Source organism: Vibrio sp. 1CM2L, assembly GCF_023161695.1.
GTDB lineage: Bacteria > Pseudomonadota > Gammaproteobacteria > Enterobacterales > Vibrionaceae > Vibrio > Vibrio coralliirubri.
In genome coordinates this window covers 223,518-248,677 of sequence record NZ_JALNTT010000002.1, presented here as the reverse complement: position 1 = coordinate 248,677, position 25,160 = coordinate 223,518, and the positions used below count along the sequence as shown (strand labels likewise).

Below are 25,160 nucleotides of genomic sequence, written 5' to 3'. Positions count from 1 at the left end.
ATGACACAAGTAAGACCCATTAGTTAATAGTTTGTTACCCGTTTTTGAGAGGGGGATCGATTGCAACACCAATAAAATCGATATCTTTGAGATCTTGAAAAATGAAGATGTGTGTTTGTTTACGGTTTTGTAACATTTTGTAAAATGGTTTTTAGCGCATTGTTCAAACGTTTCATTTCTTCGTCACATCCGTGACCATCTGGATGGTAGATCTTTGATAGCTGTTTGTATCGGATCTTGATGCTTTTTTGGTCAGGGATTGAGCTAGGCGTGTAGCCAAATAGCGCGCAAGCCACCTGTAAATGACTTAGACCTTTGCTGTTTTTCTGCTTCTTCAACTCGTGAAACATCGTGTGCAGCTGGCGTTTTTGCTGCTTAATCGTATGGTCCTTCGAGCTAAGCTGCGCTTCAAGTGATTGTTGTTGCTGTCGCGAATCACCCGACTTTAGAGCTTGTCTTTTTCTTGAGATAACGAGAGTCGCAATAATACTGATGATTGAAATCAACACGGCCAACGCAGCACCAATCATATAGTCAGAGCTAGTTAGGTTAGAACTGGAGAGGTTAGAGCGTGATGCTTGGTTAGATGGCATTTGGTTAGATTGAAGAACGTGCTCAGATAACCCCTGACTGGTGTCTATTTCAGAGTCGATGCTGTCATCGAGCTGTTCTATTGAAGAGATCTGTTTTGCACGCTGCTGGTTGAATTGTGCTTCCAAAATGCGGTTGTAGCCATCTTCTGCATTCGGGTTGTTTTTTAAGGCTGCTTCATACCATAGCTGCGCTTTATCTAATGGCTGAAGGAGCTCCTTATCAAGTGAGGTTTCGTAGAGCTTTGCGACCTCGATAGGCGCTCGCTGGTTACCTTGCAACGCTGCTTTAATAAACCACTCCAAAGCAAGCTTGTTACTTTGTTCAACACCTGTTCCTGCTAAGTACCATTCACCCAGTCTAAATTGCGCGTTTGGGTTGCCGTTTTCTGCCGACTGCGTGTACCAATACAATGCATCACTGGTGCTAACAGGGACGTCGATACCCGACTCATAAGCTTGAGCTAACTGGTATTGAGAAACTGGATCTTGAGGTTGTGATTCTAGTGAAAATTCATCACTGCTTGCTGCGTGCACGAAACGTGTGGTGGACAGCTGTATCGTGGAAAAGATGAGGGCTAGAAATAGAGCTCTAAGAAGTGATGATGACAGAATGTTGGATAGGATTAGCAAAAGATAAGTCTCGTAAAAAAGCCCAGAATCGATATGTCAGTATGAATACGCTTTATGGTTGTTGGTTATTATTATCACGTTAAATGAGTAACATAACTGATAAACAACTATATAGAGGTTAATTCAAGAGATAAAGACGGACTGGGCTTTAATCGTGCTACTTAAGCGGCAAGATTTGAATTTCTACGCGACGGTTACAAGCACGACCTTGAGAGGTGTTGTTGTCACATAGAGGGTAACGCTCACCGTTACCACGAGCAATAGCACGACCTGCTGCAACGTCTTGAGAGATCAAGAATGCACGAACAGATTCAGCACGACGCTCAGAAAGGATTTGGTTGGTCGATTCGCTGCCAGTGCTGTCAGTATGACCTTCAATCACTAGGCTAGTGTCTGGGTATTCAACGAGGATGCGAGCAACGCCACGAAGGGTATTGTGAATGCTTGATTCTAAAGCGTAAGAGCCAGAATCAAAACCGATGCCGTTTTCTAGGCTAAGTAGAAGTTGGTTTTCGCCAACGCGTTCAACTTGAACGCCTGAATTCATTAGCTCTTCACGAAGGGCTGCTTCTTGTCGGTCAAAGTAGTAACCAATACCACCACCGACAGCCGCACCACCTGCTGCGCCGATAAGTGCACGTTTACCACGGTCTTTAGAGTCACCAGTTGCAGCACCAGCAACGGCACCAGCGAGTGCACCAATTAGAGCGCCTTGAGTTGCAGAGTTAGTCTCAGATTCGCCAGTTGTCGCGTTTTGGCGTTGAGTTGCCTGACAACCCGTTAAAGCGATAGTAAGCGCTAGGGCTAGTGTGATTTTTTTCAACGTATTTTCTCCATCATGTACTTCTGTCAAACGAATGAATCCGAGTGACAAACATAGTCCTGTAAATCTTATTGATGGTTTTTATCAATACGTCGAAGTAATGTAAAGTGGCTCTATGATTTAGTTATCTTTTTAGCTGCCTGGGTACCGCCAACTGGTCGATTAACAGACAATTTACGACCTTTCTTCAAACCAACTTCATAATCGGCGGTGAGGTTTTTCATCGCTTCTCTCAGTTGCTGCTTGAACGTTTCACGGTCGATATTTTTGAATTCTTTATCAATGTAATTATTGATCTTGTTGTTTGATTCGTCGTCTGGGGTAATGGTTGGTAGCTTTTCAAGCGCACCTTCAACCCAGCCTGAAACAAACGAGTTTACGCGGCGTGTCACTTCTAATGACCCTGTGCCAGAGCCAGCAAAGCTATTTCTGAATTGGCCGGTGTGCTCATTCAGTTCACGATAAATGATATCGAAAGCGAAGGCTGCGAAGATCGCGCGGTCGGCTTCACCAATGAACTCGACACGCTTGAGGCCTTTGTGATTCAGCAATACGGCTTCTACACCAAATTTGGTGTTGATACCGCGAATAACACGCAGCAGTGTAGAACTGATATTTGCAGGTAACAGGTGACTGGACTGAGTTTTCCCCATCTTGATAAATTCAATATCGTCTTTTTCGAGACCATATTTCAGCATCAAGTTATGCGCCATTTTTATCGCATTGGCCGCTTCATTGACGTTCGCAGAATTTCCAAGCTCAAGACACTTGGCAATTTTCTTTAGGGCTTTTTTCTTATCCATCGACAATTTAATCAGTACCGCAAATTTTTAAAAGTCCAACATTTTACATGTTTTCGCGGGTAACAGAAAGGCAAAACTGGTTTGATGAACAAGTGAGGCGGTGAACATTGGACTGCATGAGCCGACTCGGCGGCAAAAACAAAAACGCCATCAAGCGTATTGATGGCGTTAGTGACACGTTTTTTCAATGTGTCTAGAGCATTCGTAAACTAGATACCCAGTTCATCGAGTAGATCGGCTGCAGAATCATTGCCAGAGCTTTGAGCCGGCTTGTTCGCTTCTTGCATTTTTTTCTGAGTCGCTTCAAGAATGCTGTCTGGACATTCGTCTTCCGCGATTTCAAATTCTTCCAATTGAATGAATTCGGTCTTATCCATCGCAAGCTCAAGGTAGAAAATGTTGTTATTAGCGGTAGAGAAGGTAACACGACGAGCTTGTGGACGATCGAGATTGGTATCAACAGAAAGGTTAACTTGCTTGTTCAGAGCCAGCATTTTCGGTTGGTTTTGTGTGATGTTGGTTTGCAGCTCTTTGCGGATTTTGTTGGTGAAGTCGCCAACTAATTGGTTCATCAACTCACCCAACACATCACCCACTTCGTCTGAAGTATGAAGCACAGCAAGCTCGTTTTCAGGCATGCCCATATTGCGCATGTAATTGGTGTAGATCTCTAGCGCTGCTTTGGACGTAAAATTGATTACAACAAGACCAGAAAAGCCGCCGTCAAACAGAACGAAGCAACCAAAGTCTGGCTTTAGGCTTGTCTTGTTGATCTTTTGAACCATGGCTGAATAGGACACCTGAGAAGCCGTCGCTGAAGTTAGTACGCTTGAGACTGATTGGCATAGTTTAAGAAGGATATCTTCAGTTGTGACTGTTTTGTTTTTTTTCATTGTGATGTGCTCGTGGAGATGTCTTAAACAAAATGTTATTCAGTATATTACTACTGAATTAAGACGAAAGTGACTATTTCTCCATTCTTGCACTGAGATTCTGATTTGATCACCTTTTTATATGATCTTAATAGTAGTAAAGTGACGAAATTCAAAGAAAATTATTAAAAATCTCAGATAACCCAATGCTGATAGGATCAGCGAAGTAGGGGCAGGAAGCAAATGTTACCAAGACTTCAACTCAATGCTGATGTCGATCCAGTTGTCGTACGCTTTTTAGATGAACTAAAAACAGCGGGCTTTACTGGCGACATTGAATCTCAATATTCTAGCCGTTTGGCTGTGGCGACTGATAACAGTGTCTATCAGCAATTGCCGCAGGCGGTCATCCTTCCTAAAACAACGCAAGACGTTGTGCTTATCGGTACAGTGGTTTCTAAATCCGCTTACGAACGCGTGACTTTTTCCCCTCGTGGCGGTGGTACCGGAACCAACGGACAATCTTTAACAAAAGGTGTCGTGGTTGACCTGTCGCGATACATGAATAAGGTTCTTGAGATTAATGAGAAAGAAGGCTGGGTAAGAGTTCAGTCTGGTGTCGTTAAAGATCAATTGAACGACGCTGTTCGCCCTTATGGTTACTTTTTCTCTCCAGACCTTTCTACTAGTAACCGAGCAACTTTAGGCGGCATGATCAATACCGATGCTTCGGGTCAAGGGTCATTGAAGTACGGCAAAACCTCAGACCATGTATTGTCGCTGCAAGCGGTGTTCGCAGATGGTTCATGTCTAGAATCTGATTTATCACATGGCTTACCCGTTGAGGGTGAGTTTGCTCACCATGCACTTGCGGTGACTGAGGCGGTTTGTCGAGACAAACGCGCTCAAATCTTAGATAAATTCCCACCCTTGAATCGCTTCCTTACCGGTTATGACCTAAAGAATGCAATCAACGAACTAGATGACAGCTTTGACCTGACTCGCGTTCTATGTGGCGCTGAAGGCTCGTTAGCATTCATCACGGAAGCAAAGTTAAACCTAACCAAGATTCCAAAAGCGCGCACACTGGTTAACGTCAAATACAACACGTTTGATTCTGCGCTGCGTAATGCGCCGTTCATGGTAGAAGCGAAAGCACTGTCTGTTGAAACGGTGGATTCAAGAGTATTGAACTTAGCGAAGCAAGACATTGTTTGGCACACCGTGAGCGACCTGCTGACTGATGTTCCAAACAAAGAGATGCTTGGCATCAACATGGTTGAGTTTGCTGGCCAAGATGAAGCGGAAGTTGAACAGCAAGTTCAAGCGCTGACTGCACGCCTTGAAACCATGGTTGAAAGCGAAGAAGCCGGCGTGATTGGTTTCCAAGTGTGTAGCGATTTGGCGAGCATTGGCCGAATCTACAATATGCGTAAGAAAGCAGTGGGTCTGTTAGGTGCGGCGAAAGGCCGAGCTAAGCCAGTCGCTTTTGCTGAAGATACTTGTGTACCACCAGAAAACCTTGCGGATTTCATCTCTGAATTTAGAGTGTTACTCGATTCAAAAGAGTTGAACTACGGTATGTTTGGTCACGTTGACGCGGGCGTATTACACGTTCGTCCAGCATTGGATCTGTGTGACCCGATGCAAGAAGCCTTGATGCATGAAGTCTCTGATGAAGTGGTTAAGCTGGTGGCGAAATACGGCGGCTTGATGTGGGGTGAACACGGTAAAGGCTTCCGTTCTGAGTATGGACCTGACTTCTTTGGTGAAGAGCTGTTTACCGAATTAAGACGTGTGAAAGCGGCATTCGACCCGCACAACAAGATGAACCCAGGCAAAATCTGTACGCCTTTAGACAGTGACGCTGAATTGGTGAAAGTCACCGATACCAAGCGTGGTTTCTACGACCGTCAGATCGACGTACAAGTTCGTGACAGCTTCAAGCAAGCGATGGAATGTAACGGTAACGGCTTGTGTTTCAACTACGACACGAGCTCGCCAATGTGTCCTTCAATGAAAGTCACGGCTGACCGACGTCACTCACCAAAAGGCCGCGCAGGCTTGGTAAGAGAGTGGTTGCGTCAACTCACTGAGCAAGGCGTTGATATTCTCGACCTTGAGCAAGAAGCGTTAAAAGACAACACTCCCGTCAAGACTATGATTGAGCGTGTTCGCAATACGATGAACAAACGCCATGAGTACGATTTCTCGCATGAAGTTCATGAGGCGATGAACGGTTGTTTGGCGTGTAAAGCGTGTGCGAGTCAATGTCCGATCAAAGTCGATGTTCCAAGTTTCCGTTCTCGATTCTTAAACATCTACTACTCGCGTTACCAGCGCCCAGCAAAAGACTATTTAGTCGCCAACATTGAAACCATGCTGCCGCTGATGGCGAAAGCGCCAAAAGTAGTCAACGCTGCATTGGGTCAAAAGTGGATCCAAACGGCAACAGCTAAAACGGTTGGTTATGTTGATGCACCATTGATGTCGGTGCCTACGCTAAAAAATCGTCTAGCAAGTAAAGAGCTGCAACTCTTCGACCTACAGTATTTAGAAGGCTTGTCTTCTGAACAGAAGAAACAGCATGTGCTGATTGTTCAAGACCCGTTTACCAGCTTCTATGATGCTGAGGTGATTGAAGACTTCGTCACTCTGGCTCAAAAGCTTGGCAAAACACCGGTACTGCTGCCGTTCAAACCGAATGGAAAAGCGTTGCACATCAAGGGCTTCTTAAATCGATTTGCACGTGAGGCGAAATCGACTTCTGATTTCTTGTCGATGGTGGCGGATATTGGTATTCCTCTGGTCGGCGTTGATCCTGCTCTTGTGCTTTGTTACCGCGATGAATACGTCGAGATCTTAGGTGATAAGCGCGGCGACTTTGATGTGCTTACCGTGCATGAATGGTTAATGCCATCGTTAGGTGAGTTCGAAGCACGCTCAGCAAGTGAAGAAATGTGGTACTTGTTTGCTCACTGTACTGAGAAAACCAAAATGCCGAACGCTGAAAAAGAGTGGGGCACTATCTTCAAACACTTTGGTGCGGCGTTAACCAGCGTTCCTGTCGGCTGTTGTGGTATGGCGGGTACTTTCGGCCACGAAGTCGATAAGCTGCAAATGTCGAAAGACATATACGGTTTGAGCTGGAAGCCTCAAATGCAGGACTTACCAAAAGATCGTTGCTTGGTGACGGGCTATTCTTGTCGTAGCCAAGTGAAGCGTTTTGAAGGTGAGAAGCTTGCTCACCCATTACAGGCGCTAGCAAAAATTCTCTAATACATTTAGCCCAGCAATTGCTGGGCTTTTTTCTAAACTAACAAAGGAATGTTAATAAGGAAAAGTATGAAATTTCTAGAATTAAAAGTACCACCCGTTGCACTGTTCATTATTGTATTCGTAGCATCATACTTCTGCGCTCAGCAGTTGAGCCAAGGGGCACTGGCATTACCTTATGGAATGGTTGTGTTAGGTATCGGGGTCGCATTGAGTGGTGTGATTGGAATATCCGGGATATTGGAATTTCGAAAACAGAAAACCACCGTTAACCCGATCAAAGTCGAAACCGCTTCAGCCGTCGTGGACAGTGGGATCTTTGGTTACACGCGAAACCCAATGTACCTAGGGTTGTTCATCCTGCTATTTTGCTTTGGTTACTTCTTCCAGAATATCTTCAGTGTACTACTCAGCTTTGGCTTCGTAATCTACATGAATTACTTCCAAATCAAACCCGAAGAGCGAGCACTAGAACAATTATTCGGTGCGGAATATGTTGATTACAAACAAAAGGTTAGGCGCTGGATCTGATGTGGGTTCAGATACAATTAAGTAATTAGATAAGAATTATTATCGTTTGGTTGATCTATATCACAAATTAATGTGGTTTAGGTTTCATATTGATTTTTTATAAAATAGTCTGCACTTCATTATTAAAATGAATAAAGGCTAGGTAATGAAAATTGTTCAGGCGAAATGGTTGTCGCTAGGTATCTGTGTAGTGAGTCTGTCTTCAACGTCGGTGTTGGCAGATGTTTCAGCTCGAATTATAAATGGTAAAGAAGCGACACAAGAGAATTGGCCATTTATGGCTGCATTGGTCTCAAGAAATGTGAACGCTTACGATGGTCAATTCTGTGGAGCGAGCTTTATTGGTGAGCGATATGTATTAACTGCAGCTCACTGTGTAGACGAGAATAGCAGTGAAGATCTAGATGTAGTGATTGGCGTATCAAACCTTTCTGCCTCTCAAGCTGAACAACATAGATACGCTGTTGATAATATTTATGTACATCAATATTACAATTCTGTAGCGACAGGCAGTGATATAGCTATTATTGAGCTAGTAGAAAAGCCTGCAGAGTCAGTGGTTAACCTAGTCGATGGTTATGCTCGTGGTAATCTGAATGATGGTCAGATGCTAACGGTTATGGGCTGGGGTGATCAGGACGCATCCGATGTGTATTCATCGAAGAGTGAGTTGTACCAAGTCAATGTTCCCTTAGTTAACCAGTACACATGTAATAGTGTTCCCTACAGTGGTTACTCCTTTATAGGCAATGACGCGTTTTGTGCTGGTTACAGTGATGGTGGATACGATTCTTGTCAGGGTGATAGTGGTGGACCGATAGTTGTGTCAACCAATGGAACGTATGAACAACTGGGTATTGTAAGTTGGGGAGAAGGCTGTGCGCAGGCCAACGCTTACGGTGTCTATACTAACATTAGTTACTTTGATGATTGGATTGATGAGCAGAAAGTAGGGTTTAGTTACCGTCAATCTGAAATGCTAGGTGCAAGATTATTAGCTCCTATTTCACATACCTTTGAATTCACAAATAAGTCTGATCAAAACATTGACGTAAACCGTGTTTATCCAATTTCTGGTTCTGATACCGTTATAACAGACAACGGATGTAGCACCTTAACTGCAGGGCAAAGCTGTGAAGTTGAGGTTAGTTACACCCTAAACTCAATCGGCGAACACGACTTTGGTATTAATGTTGAAACTGACTCACTATTAGGCACGGTTACGTCAACAGCTTCTGTTATAGGAGCAACTACTGCAACAAGTACTGTAAGTGCTCTAGTGGGTATACCTCACAGTGGACTTTATAATACTGAACCTTGGAATGTAGAAGGAAGCACTATAGCTTCTCCGGTTATTGGTAATAGTGAATCTACATCATTTGTTGTTGAGGGCATACCTACGGGTACGGTTTCTTTGGACTTTACGACATCATCTGAAGAACAGTATGATTTTGTTGAGATTTACATTAATGGGCAACAACTCGATAGAGTATCGGGTGAGTTTTCTGGTTCGGTGAACCTACCGTTAGTTAGAGATGCAGACAACAGCTTTATGATTACCTATGTGAAAGACTCGTCTGGTTCTTCAGGGAGTGACAGAGCTACGATCACAAACTTTGCGTATACCGATGAGATAAAGATATCTAAGTCTGAAGGTACGCAGAACGCAAAAAGCTCAGGTGGCGGCAGTGGTGGTTCACTGGGTTGGCATTGGTTACTAGCACTTTTAGGTGGTTTGATGGTACGAAAGTTACCTTCACCACTGAAGTTTAGAAAGTAACCAGTACAAATATAATTTGATGGTTAAAAACTAAAAAGCCCAGCTTGAGGATATCAAGCTGGGCTTTATTGATCTTATTCTAGAGCTATTTACATCAAGTGGTGTAAATAATAATGCTGATTAAGCAGCGGCTGCGAACTGAGCTAGAAACATCTCTTTGCGCTCGTTGAAGCGGTTTACTAGGTCGTCGACAGAAGCTTGGTCGTATGGCTTAAGGCCACTTGCTACCATGCGCTTCACGCCTTTACCGACTACTTCGCCATCTTCCTTGAAATCGAAGTTCAGAGTCACGATGCCGCGCTTACCTTCGACATCAAAAGTTGCGCCAGAGAATTCAACTTCTGGGTGAGACAGGTCTAGGCGAGTAAATTCAACTTCCATGCTCTCGTAAATCACAAGAGGACGCTGGCAGTTGATCATCATTTGCTGTTCTTCCATAAGAGGAACCATGATGTGTGGGAAGTTCATGCCAGAGAACTTAACGTAGTTTGTTACCACGTGCTCGATAAATGCTTGGTCGTGGCTCTTTTCACCTTCACAAGACATGTGCAGGTACTCTTTGCCTTTCTCGTCAACCAGTGAGCTTTCTTTCTCACATTTGTTGTCAACGCTTAGCGCAATACCGTTACCAACCATACCTGAAAAATCAAAACGCATTTTTTGGCTGATGCCTTCTTTCTGCAGAAGAACTGCAAACAAAAGGTCGCCAGGCACGCAGAAGCGCTTGTTGTCTTCATCGTGAATTGGGTTGAAGTCAGCGGCTACTTTTTTAGCAAAGTGGCTAGCCTGTTCACGAGTGAATTGAAATTGATTGTCTTCAGTAGAAAAGTAAGGTGTCAGAAACATAGTATCGCTATTAGTCATCAAATCTGGGGTGGATTATAGCTAACTAACTTCGCTCTAATGGTCTATCCAGTTAACTTTGCTTATATATCAATCGATTAGATAAATACGTTGGATGGTATGTGACGATTTTAAGGGGAATATGGTCTTTGGCTCAATGCAACAAGGGCTAATCAATAGCCCTTGTTTATATAACAGTCTAATGGGTGTTGTTCAGATTGTTTCTGTCTTAAAAGCTACACAGAATACCTTCAGGCATTAGGTGATTGTGCACTGATAATTTGAGCAATAGGTTCGCTTGCTCGATATCAGGTGAGAAGTAACGGTCTTTGTCGTAGAAGCTCACTTTTTCACGCAGAATCTGTTTCGCTTCTTCTACTCGAGGTGACGATAGGTTTGGCGCTCGGAAGTCTAAGCCTTGTGCTGCTGCTAAGTATTCAACAGCCAAGATGCCACGGGTGTTTTCTGCCATGTCACGCAGTCGACGACCCGCAAAGGTGGCCATAGAGACATGATCTTCTTGGTTTGCCGATGTTGGAAGGCTGTCTACTGATGCTGGGTGTGCCAGTGTTTTATTCTCGCTTGCCAGAGCAGCAGACGTTACTTGAGCAATCATAAAGCCTGAGTTCACGCCGCCGTTGTCGACTAAGAAAGGTGGAAGTTTGCTTAGTGCGCTATCAATCAGCAGTGCCATTCTTCGTTCAGAAAGGCTACCAATTTCTGCAATCGCAAGTGCTAGGTTATCCGCTGCCATTGCCACAGGTTCTGCGTGGAAGTTACCACCTGAAATAATGTCGCCGTCTTCAGCAAATACCAGTGGGTTATCCGATACCGAGTTCGCTTCAACGTTTAACGTTTCTGCTGAATTACGAATTTGCTGTAAACAGGCACCCATCACTTGAGGCTGACAACGTAGCGAGTAAGGGTCTTGAACCTTTTCACAGCAAGTGTGTGATTCACCAATCTCACTCTTTTGATCAAGCATATGGCGATAAGCAAGCGCGGCATCCATTTGACCACGATGACCACGAACACGATGAATTCGAGGGTCAAACGGGCGACGACTACCGAGTGCAGCTTCAACAGACATTGCACCACACACAGTCGCAGACGCAAACAAGTCTTCTGCAGCGAACAGGCCTTCTAATGCAAACGCAGTCGATGCTTGCGTGCCGTTTAGCAGTGCCAAGCCTTCTTTCGGAGCAAGTGTGATTGGTTCAAGACCTGCGATTTGCATTGCTTCTAAACCCGTGATGATCTTGCCGTTGTGGCGTGCTTGGCCTTCACCTAACAGAACGGTACTCATGTGGGCGAGGGGAGCAAGATCTCCAGAGGCACCTACTGATCCTTTTTGTGGAACACATGGGTAAACCTGCGCGTTCACTAGATCGATAAGAGCATTAATCACCTTGAGGCGGATACCCGAGTAACCGCGAGACAAGCTGTTAATCTTCAATACCATCATCAAGCGCACGGTTTCATCAGACATGAACTTGCCAATACCCGCTGCGTGAGAAAGTACGATACTTTTCTGTAGAACTTCGAGATCTTCAGGCGCAATCTTGGTGTTTGCTAGTAAGCCAAAACCCGTATTGATGCCATACACAGTGCGGTCTTCAGCAATCACTTGCTCGACAACCTGCATGCTCGCTTCAATATCCGGGATTGCTGCAGGATCCAGTGAGAGGTTCACAGGGCTACGGCTGATTTTACGCAGTTCAGATAGGCCAAGAAGTCCTGGTTTAAGTAATAAGTTCAACATGTTCTCTCCAGACATTAAAGGCGACGAAGTTCTTCGTTTAGCATAGGTAAATCAAGTTTCTGCTCTTTAGCACACTGCTTAGCAATATCGTAACCCGCATCTGCATGACGCATAACGCCGGTTGCTGGGTCATTATGAAGTACGCGAGCAATACGCTGTGATGCATCTTCACTACCGTCACAACAAATCACCATGCCTGAGTGTTGCGAGAAGCCCATACCAACGCCACCACCGTGGTGCAAAGAAACCCAAGTTGCGCCGCCTGCAGTATTTAGAAGGGCGTTCAATAGAGGCCAATCTGATACGGCATCTGAGCCATCCATCATGCCTTCTGTTTCGCGGTTCGGGCTTGCTACTGAGCCCGAATCTAGGTGGTCACGACCGATAACAACTGGTGCTTTCAGTTCGCCATTTTTGACCATTTCATTGAATGCTTGTCCTAAACGTTCACGATCTTTCAAGCCAACCCAACAAATACGCGCTGGCAGGCCTTGGAACTGAATACGTTCACGCGCCATATCTAGCCAGTTGTGTAGATGTGGGTTGTCTGGAATCAGTTCTTTTACTTTTTGGTCTGTTTTGTAGATGTCTTCTGGGTCACCAGATAGGGCAGCCCAACGGAACGGACCAATACCTTCACAGAATAAAGGTCGAATATAAGCAGGAACGAAACCTGGGAAATCAAACGCGTTTTCTACGCCTTCTTCCAGTGCCATTTGGCGAATGTTATTGCCGTAATCTACGGTCGCAGCGCCGCGGTATTGTAGATCTAGCATTGCTTGAACTTGAATCGCCATAGATTGTTTAGCGGCTTTCACCACTTTCGCTTCATCAATGGTGCGCTCTTGTGCGGCTTTCTCCATCGTCCACCCTTGCGGCAAGTAGCCGTTAAGAGGATCGTGGGCAGATGTTTGGTCAGTTACCACGTCAGGCGTGATATTGCGTTCAACAAGCTCTGGGAATACGTCTGCGGCGTTACCTAATAAGCCAACAGAGATTGGTGTGTCTGACTCTTTAATCATTGCCATTGCTTCATCTAAGCTGGTGGCTTTTTTGTCTACATAGCCAGTGCGCAAGCGGTAGTCGATTCGTGATTCATCACATTCTACGGCGATCATTGAGAAGCCAGCCATCGTTGCAGCAAGAGGTTGAGCGCCGCCCATGCCACCAAGACCGCCGGTGAGAACCCATTTGCCGTTTGCTTCGCCTTGGAAATGCTTCTTGGCAATCGCGACAAAGGTTTCGTAAGTACCTTGAACGATGCCTTGTGAACCGATGTAGATCCAGCTGCCGGCGGTCATTTGGCCGTACATCATTAAGCCTTCTTTATCGAGCTCGTTGAAGTGCTCCCAGTTAGCCCAGTGTGGAACAAGGTTCGAGTTAGCGATCAGTACGCGAGGTGCGTTTTTATGAGTCGGGAACACGCCCACAGGTTTACCGGATTGAACAAGTAACGTTTGGTCGTCCTCTAAACGCTCTAATACTTCCACAATCTTGTCATAACATTTCCAATCACGTGCCGCGCGACCAATACCGCCATACACAACCAGTGCATGTGGGTGTTCTGCCACATCAGGGTCTAGGTTGTTCATCAGCATACGCAGCGGTGCTTCTGTTAACCAAGATTTAGCGCGCAAAGTGGTGCCATGAGGTGCGCGAATTTCGCGAGTCGTGTCGAGACGAGGGTCACTGTTGTGGTGTTCCGTCATTTTGGAATTCCTTCTGTTTCACGTTATATCGTTGTAGTTGTAGTTGTAGTTATCGGTATAGCTGGATTAGTCGCTGGCCATTGCAGAGGCAATATCCCAACACAAACGAGCCGCTAATCGAGCCGTTTGGCCATCGACGTCATAGTCTGGGTTGTATTCCGCAATGTCCGCGATAATGAGTTTTTCACTGTGTTGGAAAATCTGTTCTAGAAAAGGAGCGAGCGCTTCATAGCTCACGCCTCTTGCCGCTGGTGCACTGACGCCCGGCGCAGTAGTTGCGGGGAAAACATCGAGGTCGATAGTAAGATAGAGGTAATCACACTCAGCGATGAATTGTTGCAACTTAACCAGTTGATCGACTTGATTCACTTGAGTCATGTTGCGGTCGTGTTCATACCACACGCCCAGTTGGTCAGCTTTGTGAAACAGCGCTTTGGTATTACTAGCCGCGCTAACGCCAAGACAAGCGTAATGAAACGGCCATTGATGTATGTGGCAGTAATCACTTATCTGGTTAAAAGGCGTGCCTGAGCTCGGTTTAACATCGGCGATGTCGCTTTCAAATTCACGAAGATCAAAGTGAGCATCAAAGTTAACGATGCCTATCTTAGGATTGTGTTCTGATTGAATGTTATTTAGGTGCTCAGCGAGACCTTGGAACGTCGCCCAAGCCACCTCGTGACCACCGCCAAGGGTAATCACTTTGTTGGTTGCTAAGGCATTGGCAATCACAGAAGCACACTGTTTTTGGCTGACTTCTAATTGACCATCATTGCATTCGATATCACCGAGATCGGCGATGTGTGCGTCACTGTGCCAAGCCATATTCGCCAACGCTTGGCGTATCAAGTTAGGTGCTTGTTTCGCGCCCACGCGTCCTTTATTTCTTTCAACACCGGCGTCGCTGGCAAAGCCTACCAAGGCGATATCATCGTCAGTCAGCTTGTCACTTAACTCATTACTTTGCACTTGCTTGGTAATGTGATGAACGCGAGTACCGAGTGCGCCATCTTCAAGATCATTACGTCCGGTCCACACAAAGTTATGCACGGTTGTTACGTTCTCTTGGTTACCGTTGGATTTAGATTGAGTCATGACACACCTCGCCATTAACAATGCGCTTATGCAGATGAGGAACACCGACTTGATAGCTTAAGTCGGCAGGGTGCTCGATATTCCAGATAGCCAAATCTGCGGCATAACCGATTTCGACTTTGCCTTTGGTTTGTGACTCACCAATGGCTGCGGCGGCGTTACAAGTTACACCACGCAATGCTTCTTCAGGTGTCGTGCCAAACAGGGTGCAGCTCATGTTCATCATCAGCGTTAAATCTGCAAAAGGGGAGGTTCCGGGGTTTAAGTCGGTCGCGATCGCCATTGGAATCTTGTGTTCACGAAGTAGGGCGATAGGCGGCTGTTGAGTCTCTTTCAAGAAGTAGAAAGCCCCGGGTAATAAGGTGGCGACTGTGCCTGATTCAGCCAATGCTTTGACTCCGGTTTCATCAAGGTATTCAACATGGTCGACAGAGAGTGCACCGTATTTAGCTGCGAGCGCGCTGCCACCCATATTAGAAAGCTGTTCTGTGTGGCCTTTAATCGCGAGTCCATGTGTTTTGGCTGTTGCAAATACACGTTCGGTTTGTTCTAGGTTGAAGCCGATAGATTCGCAAAACACGTCAACGGCATCGGCGAGCCCTTGCTCTGCAGCTTTAGGAATGATCTCTTGGCAAACCAGATCTATGTAACGATCTGGTTGTTCTTTATATTCAGGTGGCACAGCATGCGCGGCAAGGAGAGTGGTGGTGATCTTAATACGGCGATGATTCTCTAACGCTTTGGCTGCACGCAGCATCTTGAACTCATCTTCAAGTGTTAAACCATAGCCAGATTTTACTTCGATGCTGGTTACGCCACTTCTTAGCAGACCATCGAGTCTAGGTAGCGCTATTTCAACCAGTTCAGACTCTTGTGCTGCGCGTGTTGCAGTGACTGTCGCAAGAATCCCGCCGCCTTGTTTGGCGATGTCGGTGTAAGAGACACCATTCAAACGCTGCTCAAACTCGTTGGCGCGATTTCCTGCAAATACGAGGTGAGTGTGGCAATCAATCAGCCCAGGGGTGACGAGCTTGTTCTTGCAATCATAGGTGATGTAATCCGCAGAGCTATCAGTGCTCGGTTGTTCTACCTCAGAAGCATTTACTTCGTGGTTTGACCAAGAGATAGACACGATCTTACCGTCTTCGATAACGATATCTTGAGGGGAAGAGGGTTGATAACCGTCGGCTCCCGAGCTCATGGAGACCACTCGTGCGTTTTTGAGGATCAAATTCATAATCACCTAGATCTATGCTAAACATTAAATGTATATACAAATAAATAGGCTAAACGCTGACCCGAATCAAGTTGATGTTGCAAAAATGTGATCGGCGATCAGGATGATGTTCTTTAATCTAGAAGTATCTTGGAGCTTAATTTGTACTTGGAGCCAGGATGGTAGAGTAATGCAAAGCTGATGAGGCGTTCTTTGCTCCATGTTCTTCTATTCAAAAGAAGGCAAGGCTCTGATTCAGATAGCTTTAGTGACGTTCTGATTTGAGAGTCTGGAATAATGGCTTCAACCGTGTGCTCGATAGCACTTAACGGGCAGCTCTTTGAAAGGTATTCGTTGGGTGTAGAGGTTGAAAAGTCTTGCTCTAGGTATTTTGGAGCGGCTTGAGAATTCACCCAACGCGCTTCCAATTGTATTGGCGTGTTGTCCGCAAAGTGTATGATTTCACTATAGAACACCTCTGCGTTAATCATCACACCTAACCGTGTAGCCGTGCTTTCATCAGCCTTGATACTATCGTGCTTGATAACTTGGCTAGTATACGTTTGGCCGCGGTCTTTGATCTCTTGCGCGATGTTGTTGATATCAAGCAGCGGAGATTGCGCTTTTTCGTCGGGTTCACAAACAAAAGTGCCAAGTCTTGGCTTCCTGATGAGCTTGCCTTCAGACACAAGATCGCGAATGGCTTTATTGACTGTCATTCTACTCACATTGAACTGCTCGGTGAGTTCAAGTTCGGTGGTGATTTGATAACCCACCGGCCAGTGACCATTGGTAATTTTGTCGTCTATGAACTGTTTTATCTGAAGGTAGAGCGGCGCTTTCGACATAATGAAACCTTATTTGACTATACAAATAGAGTAACGGATTTTTTAACGATTTCAACATTTCCTCGGGCAATGTGACCTTATTCAACATAGATGGGGCAAATTGCTTGATTCTGTGAGGCAAGTGTCGCAAATTGTCACGCAATAATGATTAGGGCATGTTGATCTTTCGAGCTGGTTTTTGCAGCGAGTTGCTGTGTATTTATACAAGGCAGAGGCTTTGATGTGTAGCTAGCCTACATGAGAAGCCGATAACGTAGTAGAAATGACCAGCAAACGCTGCCCGAAGGGTTCGGCTAAAAGCGTTTTACTCTTTGTTGAGGGAGATTTGCTTAGAATGCTAGGCTACTTCTCCCTCGCCGCGATTAAAACGCTTTTATCTCGAACAAAATTCAACCACGAAAGGTCAACACGCCCTAGTTAATCAAATAATTAGAAAGGGAAATAATATGTTTAAGAAATTAAAGGCCTCGTTGGGCATCGGTGCAGCAAAGGTTGATACCGTCTTAGATAATATTGAAGTTTTCCAAGGTGGAGAGTTGTCTGGCAATGTTCACATTGTTGGTGGCGACGTTGAGCAACAAATCGACTTGATTAACTTGGTTCTCAACACAGAAGTAAAAGTCGAAACGGAAGACAGCACCAGCTACGAAACTTTTTCACTGGGTCGTATTCAAGCCGTAGAGCCTTTCGTGATCCAACCGGGCGAAACAAAATTGGTGCCATTCCGTCTTAAGTTAAATGATGAAACGCCGGTTACTGCGTTGAACGCACAAATGAACCAATGCCATGTGTGGGTTGAAACTAACCTAGATATCGGCTTCGCGGTTGATCCGAAAGACCGTGATTTCATTTCCGTTCATCCACTGCCAACAGTCGCTAAAATTATCCAAGGTGTGGAAGCATCGGGCATGGCAATGGTGAAAGCAGACGTAGAGAAGGGCTTCTTGAAAGGCAACAGCTTTGCTTCTCGCTCTGGCTGTTACCAAGAGATTGAATTTCGCAGCGGAGGTTTTATGAATAACAAAGAAATCGAGCTGTCATTCATCGTTGAAGGTTCAATAGTTCACTGCCTAGCAGAAATCGATCGCGCAATGAGCTTTCGTGGCGACCAATACATCTCATTCAGCTTGCCAGTTAACGCGGCCGACTCAGACATCCGCAACGCTGTATCAAGAATCATGAGTGCGTAGTTCCCTTTCTGTTAGTAGTCGCTCTGTCTATTAATAGAGACAATACAACTTCTAAAGCCGAACTTAACCATTCGGCTTTTTTGATTCTATTATCTGTCCCGTCCTGAAATGGGTTTACCACTGTTGCCGATAGGCCAGTTGGAAGGCAACATCGGTGGAGTTGTCCATGTTAAAGATGTTCTCGATTATGGATATCTCAACTGCCGAGCGTTGCATCACATAGCGATAGCCAAACATCATTTCATTGGCGGCTTCTGAAAACTCAGTGTCACCATCTTCTGCGCCTTCATACCAACGGTATTCAAGGTGCAATTCATGGTTTTCAAATAGCGTGAGTTGATAGCCGCCCATCCATGACCATGTCGTCTTCTTATGCGAAAAGCTATTCTCCGCTTCTCTACTGGACTGATTCGCTAACCCTAGGCTGGTATAAAAGGTATTGATGTCGAGTTGGTATGCATAATTGAGTTGAGCGCTTTGTTCGGTGCTGTTTCCCTTAAATGCACCGTGGCTGACATTGTTATGATAAAGGGAAACGCCAAAAGATAAGCCGTGGTTTTCTATATCTATGATCTGATATTGGGTGTAGAGCGTGAAAGCGCTAGTCAATGTGTCACCGGAGAAGTCTCGATTATTGACGCCATGGTCTGGTGCATAGATGTCGAATTGGTGTCTGTCTTTCTGATCTCGACCTGCTTGGTCGATGCTAAATAGGTCGTGAAAGTTAATGGTAATTTTGTCGAGATGATTATTGGCGGCGTATAACCAGCGGTAATTGAGCTCTACTTGCCATGCTGGAGTCAATTGCCATCGTAGGCCTGTTTGAAGTTGGTTTTGATAATAGTCTAAGTGATAGTCGTGGGAGTGGGCCCAGATGCTCGCGGCAGTTAAGGCTGTAAATACTTCCACCTTATTCTCTTCAAGAGGAAAGCCTGAACGGAGCGACGGGGTGAGGCGAACCGACTGCAGTGGTGCTTGGGTATAACTGATGAAGGGGCCGTAATCTTTGTTGGCCCATGCGTTTGGCGCAGAAAACATGGCGGCTATTATTAGCGGTAAAGGTCGTATGAGCGATATACAAGTAGCCCGTCTTTCCATATGCACCTCATCTGCATTCCGTTGCTTCTATATAGCTTAGTTCTAAATAACTCGTTTGTAAGAGGTAAGTTGGATGAGCGAACTCGGAACAGGTAGGGTGCAGTTGTTTAGTCGGTGTAGCTTGGTAATCAAGAGGATTAGAAGAGTAGGTAAGTCACCACAGCATGGTTAACCTTACCCAACGAAGCCGTTGGATCGCTTGCGGGTTCGCTCTGTCATTGTCATTTCATATAATTTCGTTACAATGTTCGGCTACTCACAAGTGGGGCATCTGTATTTGCTTCTATGTGGGTATATTTATTATGCATATATCCCCAATCAGCGTACCCGTTGATTGAAAGACATATATTAAACATTTTCATGTGTTGCTTGGTGTGCAACACCACTGTAAAGGACAAATAATGCCAATTATTACTCTTCCTGACGGTAGTCAGCGTCAATTTGACAACCCTGTATCAACTCTAGATGTTGCCCTATCAATCGGTCCTGGCCTTGCGAAAGCAACCATTGCTGGTCGTGTTGACGGCGAGCGTGTTGATGCTTGTGATCTTATCGAAAACGATGCAAGCCTAGAAATCATCACAGCTAAAGATGAAGTTGATGGTCTTGAGATCGTTCGTCACTCTTGTGCTCACCTTTTAGGCCACGCGGTTAAGCAGCTTTTTCCAGAAGCGAAAATGGCGATCGGTCCTACTATCGATAACGGTTTCTACTACGATATCGACCTTGAGCACTCTCTAACGCAAGAAGATTTAGAAAAGATCGAAAAGCGTATGAAAGAGCTAGCGAAGACCAAGTACCAGGTTGTTAAGAAGAAAGTTAGCTGGCAGGAAGCGCGCGACGCATTCGAAGCTCGCGGCGAGACTTACAAGATTGAAATCTTGGACGAGAACGTTTCTAAAGACGATCGTCCAGGCCTGTACCATCACGAAGAATACATCGATATGTGTCGTGGTCCACACGTGCCTAACATGAGCTTCTGCCAGCACTTCACTCTACTTAACGTAGCGGGTGCATACTGGCGTGGTAACAGTGACAACAAGATGCTTCAACGTATCTACGGCACTGCATTCCACGACAAGAAGGCACTTAAAGCTCACCTTGTGCGTCTAGAAGAAGCGGCTAAACGTGACCACCGTAAAATCGGTAAAGCGCTTGACCTATTCCACATGCAGCAAGAAGCACCAGGCATGGTGTTCTGGCACCACAACGGTTGGACTATCTTCCGTGAGCTAGAAGTATTTATTCGTCAAAAACTGACTGAGTACGATTACCAAGAAGTTAAAGGCCCATTAATGATGGACCGTGTTCTTTGGGAACGCTCTGGTCACTGGGATAAGTACGCTGAAGCGATGTTCACTACTTCTTCAGAGAACCGTGAATACGCTATCAAGCCAATGAACTGTCCTGGTCACGTTCAAATCTTCAACCAAGGTTTGAAATCTTACCGTGATCTACCGCTACGTATGGCTGAGTTCGGCTCATGTCACCGTAACGAGCCGTCTGGCGCACTTCACGGCATTATGCGTGTTCGTGGCTTCACTCAAGATGATGCTCACGTATTCTGTACTGAAGACCAAGTTCAACAAGAAGTTAAAGCTTGTATTGAAATGGTTTACGATACTTACACAACTTTCGGCTTCGAAAGCATTGTTGTTAAGCTATCTACTCGTCCAGAACAGCGTGTAGGTTCAGACGAAATGTGGGACCGTGCAGAGGCTGACCTTAAGCAAGCGCTAGAGGCAATGGACATTGCATACGAGATTCAAGAAGGCGAGGGTGCGTTCTACGGACCTAAGATTGAATTTACTTTGCATGATTGTTTGGACCGCGCTTGGCAATGTGGTACAGTGCAGCTCGATTTTGCATTACCAGAACGTTTAGGTGCTACTTACGTAGGTGAAGATAACGAGCGTCACACGCCAGTTATGATTCACCGCGCGATTTTAGGTTCACTAGAACGCTTCATCGGTATTCTTATTGAAGAATACGCTGGCTTCTTCCCAACGTGGTTGGCGCCAGAACAAGCAGTTGTAATGGGCATTACAGACAAACAGTCTGAATATGTACAAGAAATTACGAAAAAACTGCAAAAAAGTGGATTTAGAGTCAAAGCAGACTTGAGAAATGAGAAGATTGGCTTTAAAATCCGCGAACATACTTTGAAACGTGTACCGTTCATGCTTGTGTGTGGTGACCAAGAAATGGAAGCCGGCGAAATTGCAGTACGTACACGTAAAGGTAAGGACCTTGGCAAATTTAAAGTGGATGACTTTATTTCATACATCCAAGCCGAGGTTTCAAGCCGTAAGCTCAATCTGGAGGAATAGCTATTAAAGGCGGAAGACGTGGCCAACAACCGGCCAAACAAAACCAGCACCGTTTAAACGGTGACATTCGTGGCGTTCGTGAAGTGCGTCTAACTGGCGCAGACGGCGAAGCTGTTGGTGTAGTATCAATCGCTGAAGCGATGGAAGCTGCAAATGAAGCTGGTATGGATCTTGTAGAGATCAGCCCTAACGCCGAGCCGCCAGTTTGTCGTGTGATGGACTACGGTAAGTTCCTCTTCGAGAAGAGCAAAGCTGCGAAAGAGCAGAAGAAGAAGCAAAAGCAGGTTCAGATCAAGGAAATTAAATTCCGACCTGGAACTGATATTGGAGACTATCAGGTAAAACTACGCAACCTGACTGGTTTCCTAGAAGACGGCAACAAAGTGAAGGTAACAATTCGCTTCCGTGGCCGCGAAATGGCTCACCAAGAAATCGGTGTTGACGTTCTTAATCGTTTGAAAGCGGATACTGAAGAATTTGCAGTAGTCGAATCTTTCCCAACGAGAATTGAAGGTCGCCAGATGATCATGGTGTTGGCCCCTAAAAAGAAGTAATTAACGGCTTTGCAAGTAATTGAACCCTGCAGCCTCAGGTTGCGGGGTTTTATTCGCCCTAATTACTATGTTATTAACAACTCAACAATGCGGAGTTATTCATCATGCCTAAGATGAAAACCAACAAAGGTGCTGCTAAGCGTTTCCAGAAAACTGCTGGTGGTATTAAGTTTAAGCACGCTGGTAAACGTCACATCCTGACTAAGCGTACTACTAAGAACAAGCGTCAGCTACGTCCGAACTCGATCCTTCCTAAATGTGAAGTTGCTCAAGTTCTACGTATGATGCCATACGCTTAATTCTTTTTAGTTTATAAATTCGTTTAGTTTAGGAGAAGCATAATGCCTCGCGTAAAACGTGGTGTACAAGCTCGTGCACGTCATAAGAAAGTTCTAAAACAAGCTAAAGGTTACTACGGAGCACGTTCACGTGTTTACCGCGTAGCTTTCCAAGCAGTTACCAAAGCTGGTCAATACGCTTACCGTGACCGTCGCAACAAGAAACGTCAATTCCGTCAACTTTGGATTGCACGTATCAACGCGGCATCTCGTCAAAATGGTCTATCTTACAGCCGTTTCATCAATGGCCTTAAGAAAGCATCTATCGAGATCGACCGTAAGATTCTTGCTGACATCGCAGTATTCGACAAAGCAGCATTTGCTGTTCTAGTTGAAAAAGCGAAAGCATCTCTATAATTTAGAGTTAGCTTAAAGGTTTAAGAAAAGGAGAACTTCGGTTCTCCTTTTTTATTGCCTGTAATTTGGCTTTGCCATATTTTCTCGCATCTCGCATCTCGCATCTCGCATCTCGCATCTCGCATCTCGCATCTAATTTTTATTCGCTTGAACAGGCATTCTGGTATATAAACACCTACCTAACCTTTAATGTTAAGCGACCGAAATAAATGACCGCACCGACCACTATGACGTTCTTCGAACGTTTTGAAACTGACATCCTTTCTGGCAAGAAGACGATTACTATTCGCGATGAATCTGAACGTGACTACCAGCCAGGCAGTGTTGTGGAAGTATCAACGTTAGAGCAAGGACGTGTGTTCTGTAATCTTAAGATCATCAGTGTTGAACCAATTTTGTTTGATGACTTAGGTGAGTTCCATGCTCAACAAGAGAACATGACGCTGCAAGTACTGAAAGACGTGATTCAAGATATCTATCCAGGTATCTCTCAGCTGTATGTGGTTTCTTACGAGCTTGTGTAGCCCGCTTTAAATAGAATTGGTTGATCAATACCGCGTCTAACGCAGAGCAATGAGAAAGGGAGTCACAATGAGTGAGTTACAGAACGAAACAGTTCAGAAAATTCAACTTCAACTTTATTGTCGTGAGCAAAATGAGCAGCCGTTAATCTCTAGAACTGATCTCGACATTGCTCTTTATGATAGCGAAGGCTTTCTAGCGTGGCGTGATACAAAGCGTGACTTCATTGTCAGTGATATCGAGAATCGAGTTTGGGTGAAGAGCTGCCCCGGCGGTTACATCACTGAAGTGCACTTCAATACTGACGGTTCTCTAATTGAATATCGTTTGTTCGATCGATTTGAAACAACAGGGCAGTGGCAACTAAAAGACGGTTTGTTACACGTCGAGATTTTAAAGGGTGAGAATCGCTACCAGTGTGCTGTTGTGGCTCGTGCTGATCTTAATATTCACTCTGCGGTGGAATATAAAAATGATGAGCTGCACTCGTATTTGAAATTGGTGCAGGCTGAGCGTTAATCCCTTTTAGCAGACCTTACTTGTCCATTAAAATAAGTGATGTTCCAAGAACAACAAAGCCAACAGTGATGTTGGCTTTGTTGTTTTCAATTCGACCGAGTACTTCTAATCAACGCACCATTAAGCCATTAAGCCATTAAGCCATTAAGCTTTGAAGTTCGCTAGTTGACTGTAAAGCTCGCTGTCTTGATCTTGCTTTGCACAAACCGTCAGTAGGTCTTCAATAAAGTACTTCAAGGCACGTGCTTCGATACGGCGAATACCTTGTTGCTGTTCTTCTGTCAGGTAGCCGTAGATAGTCGCAGCGCCAAAGTCACCAAAGATCATCTGACCTTGCTCGTTAACCAAAGTGTTGTGTGCATATAGATCACCATGACAGACTTTGTTGGCATGAAGGTGTTCAAACACATCAATCATCTGTTCGGTAATGCTATTGATCTGAGTAATTGAAAGCTCAAAGCTTTCGTTGAAGGTATCGCGAGTACAGCTTTCAAGCGTCGGAGGTAAGCCTAGGTTGTAATAGCTGCTTGGGATAAGCTCCATCACTAATGCGAGATAGTTTGGTTCATCGACTTGAGCTATCGACTTCACTAGGTTGCTATGATGACCAGCCTGCAAACAAGCTTCGAGTTCATCGTGTGGGTAACCGTCGCTTGTTACTTCACCTTTAAATACTTTTACAGCGACTTCCTGTGGGAAATCAAAATCACCGTTCACCCAGTTAGCATGTGAAATTACGCCAGACGCACCTTGACCAAGTACTTGATTCAGTGAGTAGCATTGCGAGCTTACTGCGGGCACGCTATCTAAGCTGCTCGGGTGTTTGCAAAACGGGTTACCCGCAAACGCTAACCAAGCCAGCTTTGGTAGCTTAATAAGGAATTCAGGGAACTCAGTCAGTTGGTTTGCAGACAGGCGAACTAGCTCAAGGTTGGATAGGTTTTCCATGCTTTCTGGTAACACGCGAATCTTGTTACCCGCCAATGCCAGTTTCTGTAGTAGTGGTCTTTCACCTAGCGAGCTAGGCAGAGCCTCAATCTCATTGTCGGTCAGGATCAACCAACGTAGTTGAGTCGGCAGAGATTGCTCGCTAACGGTTTTGATTTGGTTGGTTTTGAAGCCAACCATTTCAAGCTTAGGAAGTGACCCTAGAACATCAGGCAGGTGCGTAAACAGGTTATTCGACGCGAAGATAATACGCAGGTTAGTTAGCTTTGATAACTCGGCTGGTAGGTCTGACAGCTGATTACCTGAAAGGTCTAGGATCTCAAGAGAATCTGCAAGCTCTATGATTTCTAGAGGAAACTCGGTGAGACCTTCTGACAGTTTTAAACGCTTAATACCTTTAAGTTGCCCTGATTTTAATTGTTCTAGAGTATGCAAACCTTAGCCTTATGAATAGATGTTCGAGGCGCGTAGTTTACTTGTCTCAACCGAGAAAGGCGAGTATCCGGAAGAATACTCGCCTAAC

22 protein-coding genes are annotated in these 25,160 nt (G+C 45.1%); 10 read left to right on the top strand and 12 right to left on the bottom strand.

Features of this window, described 5'->3' with window-relative positions:
- Nucleotides 1-119: 119 nt before the first annotated feature.
- The 4 genes from MSG34_RS06285 to MSG34_RS06270 all read right to left on the bottom strand — a co-directional run bounded on the left by MSG34_RS06285 (nt 120) and on the right by MSG34_RS06270 (nt 3,742).
- The gene (locus MSG34_RS06285) at nt 120-1,223 is read right to left on the bottom strand and encodes a tetratricopeptide repeat protein (RefSeq protein ID WP_248336714.1); all 1,104 of its coding nucleotides are present in this window, start codon (nt 1,221-1,223) and stop codon (nt 120-122) included.
- Between the two features lie 157 nt (nt 1,224-1,380).
- The gene (locus MSG34_RS06280) at nt 1,381-2,046 is read right to left on the bottom strand and encodes an OmpA family protein (protein ID WP_248336712.1); all 666 of its coding nucleotides are present in this window, start codon (nt 2,044-2,046) and stop codon (nt 1,381-1,383) included.
- Between the two features lie 113 nt (nt 2,047-2,159).
- A complete protein-coding gene (locus MSG34_RS06275) occupies nt 2,160-2,849 on the bottom strand; it encodes a DUF2786 domain-containing protein (protein ID WP_017059769.1) in 690 nt (229 codons plus the stop codon).
- Between the two features lie 209 nt (nt 2,850-3,058).
- On the bottom strand, nt 3,059-3,742 hold the full coding sequence (locus MSG34_RS06270) for a DUF3334 family protein (protein WP_017059770.1): 684 nt from the start codon (nt 3,740-3,742) through the stop codon (nt 3,059-3,061).
- A 222-nt stretch (nt 3,743-3,964) separates the two neighbouring features.
- On the opposite strand from MSG34_RS06270, the gene MSG34_RS06265 reads away from it, so the two are divergent.
- The 3 genes from MSG34_RS06265 to MSG34_RS06255 all read left to right on the top strand — a co-directional run bounded on the left by MSG34_RS06265 (nt 3,965) and on the right by MSG34_RS06255 (nt 9,308).
- The gene (locus MSG34_RS06265; protein ID WP_248336710.1) at nt 3,965-7,000 is read left to right on the top strand and encodes an FAD-binding and (Fe-S)-binding domain-containing protein; all 3,036 of its coding nucleotides are present in this window, start codon (nt 3,965-3,967) and stop codon (nt 6,998-7,000) included.
- 66 nt (nt 7,001-7,066) lie between these two features.
- Nucleotides 7,067-7,528 carry an isoprenylcysteine carboxylmethyltransferase family protein gene (locus tag MSG34_RS06260; protein WP_048615113.1) on the top strand — a complete coding sequence of 154 codons (462 nt, stop codon included), beginning with the start codon at nt 7,067-7,069 and terminating at the stop codon, nt 7,526-7,528.
- A 151-nt stretch (nt 7,529-7,679) separates the two neighbouring features.
- Nucleotides 7,680-9,308: a serine protease gene (locus tag MSG34_RS06255; RefSeq protein WP_248337239.1), complete on the top strand. Its 1,629-nt coding sequence runs from the start codon at nt 7,680-7,682 to the stop codon at nt 9,306-9,308.
- Between the two features lie 120 nt (nt 9,309-9,428).
- On the opposite strand, the gene MSG34_RS06250 is transcribed toward MSG34_RS06255, so the two are convergent.
- The 6 genes from MSG34_RS06250 to hutC form a co-directional block, all read right to left on the bottom strand.
- Nucleotides 9,429-10,154, bottom strand: a complete 726-nt coding sequence (locus MSG34_RS06250) for a DUF3581 domain-containing protein (RefSeq protein WP_010438254.1) — start codon at nt 10,152-10,154, stop codon at nt 9,429-9,431.
- Nucleotides 10,155-10,380: 226 nt separating this feature from the next.
- Nucleotides 10,381-11,913, bottom strand: coding sequence for a histidine ammonia-lyase (gene hutH, locus MSG34_RS06245; RefSeq protein ID WP_048607477.1), 1,533 nt, complete (start codon nt 11,911-11,913; stop codon nt 10,381-10,383).
- A 14-nt stretch (nt 11,914-11,927) separates the two neighbouring features.
- On the bottom strand, nt 11,928-13,622 hold the full coding sequence (hutU, locus tag MSG34_RS06240) for a urocanate hydratase (RefSeq protein WP_048615115.1): 1,695 nt from the start codon (nt 13,620-13,622) through the stop codon (nt 11,928-11,930).
- 66 nt (nt 13,623-13,688) lie between these two features.
- Nucleotides 13,689-14,717, bottom strand: a complete 1,029-nt coding sequence (gene hutG, locus MSG34_RS06235; protein ID WP_248336708.1) for a formimidoylglutamase — start codon at nt 14,715-14,717, stop codon at nt 13,689-13,691.
- The gene (gene hutI, locus MSG34_RS06230) at nt 14,704-15,954 is read right to left on the bottom strand and encodes an imidazolonepropionase (protein WP_248336706.1); all 1,251 of its coding nucleotides are present in this window, start codon (nt 15,952-15,954) and stop codon (nt 14,704-14,706) included. The genes hutG and hutI overlap by 14 nt, the downstream gene beginning before the upstream one ends.
- A 113-nt stretch (nt 15,955-16,067) precedes the next feature.
- On the bottom strand, nt 16,068-16,781 hold the full coding sequence (gene hutC, locus MSG34_RS06225) for a histidine utilization repressor (RefSeq protein WP_017070233.1): 714 nt from the start codon (nt 16,779-16,781) through the stop codon (nt 16,068-16,070).
- Between the two features lie 446 nt (nt 16,782-17,227).
- Here hutC and MSG34_RS06220 point away from each other — a divergent pair, with 446 nt between their 5' ends.
- Nucleotides 17,228-17,971, top strand: a complete 744-nt coding sequence (locus MSG34_RS06220) for a sporulation protein (protein ID WP_061038948.1) — start codon at nt 17,228-17,230, stop codon at nt 17,969-17,971.
- Between the two features lie 114 nt (nt 17,972-18,085).
- Here MSG34_RS06220 and MSG34_RS06215 read toward each other — a convergent pair whose 3' ends face one another.
- Nucleotides 18,086-19,009 carry a DUF3187 family protein gene (locus MSG34_RS06215; RefSeq protein WP_248336705.1) on the bottom strand — a complete coding sequence of 308 codons (924 nt, stop codon included), beginning with the start codon at nt 19,007-19,009 and terminating at the stop codon, nt 18,086-18,088.
- A 461-nt stretch (nt 19,010-19,470) separates the two neighbouring features.
- Here MSG34_RS06215 and thrS point away from each other — a divergent pair, with 461 nt between their 5' ends.
- The 6 genes from thrS to MSG34_RS06185 all read left to right on the top strand — a co-directional run bounded on the left by thrS (nt 19,471) and on the right by MSG34_RS06185 (nt 23,689).
- Nucleotides 19,471-21,399, top strand: coding sequence for a threonine--tRNA ligase (gene thrS / locus MSG34_RS06210; RefSeq protein WP_016768282.1), 1,929 nt, complete (start codon nt 19,471-19,473; stop codon nt 21,397-21,399).
- 2 nt (nt 21,400-21,401) lie between these two features.
- Nucleotides 21,402-21,953: a translation initiation factor IF-3 gene (infC, locus tag MSG34_RS06205; protein WP_076654893.1), complete on the top strand. Its 552-nt coding sequence runs from the start codon at nt 21,402-21,404 to the stop codon at nt 21,951-21,953.
- 104 nt (nt 21,954-22,057) lie between these two features.
- Nucleotides 22,058-22,252, top strand: a complete 195-nt coding sequence (gene rpmI, locus MSG34_RS06200) for a 50S ribosomal protein L35 (protein ID WP_004738430.1) — start codon at nt 22,058-22,060, stop codon at nt 22,250-22,252.
- 42 nt (nt 22,253-22,294) lie between these two features.
- Nucleotides 22,295-22,648: a 50S ribosomal protein L20 gene (gene rplT / locus MSG34_RS06195; protein ID WP_004733517.1), complete on the top strand. Its 354-nt coding sequence runs from the start codon at nt 22,295-22,297 to the stop codon at nt 22,646-22,648.
- Nucleotides 22,649-22,857: 209 nt separating this feature from the next.
- Nucleotides 22,858-23,172, top strand: a complete 315-nt coding sequence (gene yqfB, locus MSG34_RS06190) for a N(4)-acetylcytidine aminohydrolase (protein ID WP_004733516.1) — start codon at nt 22,858-22,860, stop codon at nt 23,170-23,172.
- A gap of 67 nt (nt 23,173-23,239) precedes the next feature.
- Nucleotides 23,240-23,689 (top strand): hypothetical protein, encoded by a 450-nt coding sequence (locus MSG34_RS06185; protein ID WP_248336703.1) that lies wholly within the window; start codon nt 23,240-23,242, stop codon nt 23,687-23,689.
- 144 nt (nt 23,690-23,833) lie between these two features.
- On the opposite strand, the gene MSG34_RS06180 is transcribed toward MSG34_RS06185, so the two are convergent.
- Nucleotides 23,834-25,072: a leucine-rich repeat-containing protein kinase family protein gene (locus tag MSG34_RS06180; RefSeq protein WP_248336701.1), complete on the bottom strand. Its 1,239-nt coding sequence runs from the start codon at nt 25,070-25,072 to the stop codon at nt 23,834-23,836.
- Between the last annotated feature and the right edge of the window lie 88 nt (nt 25,073-25,160).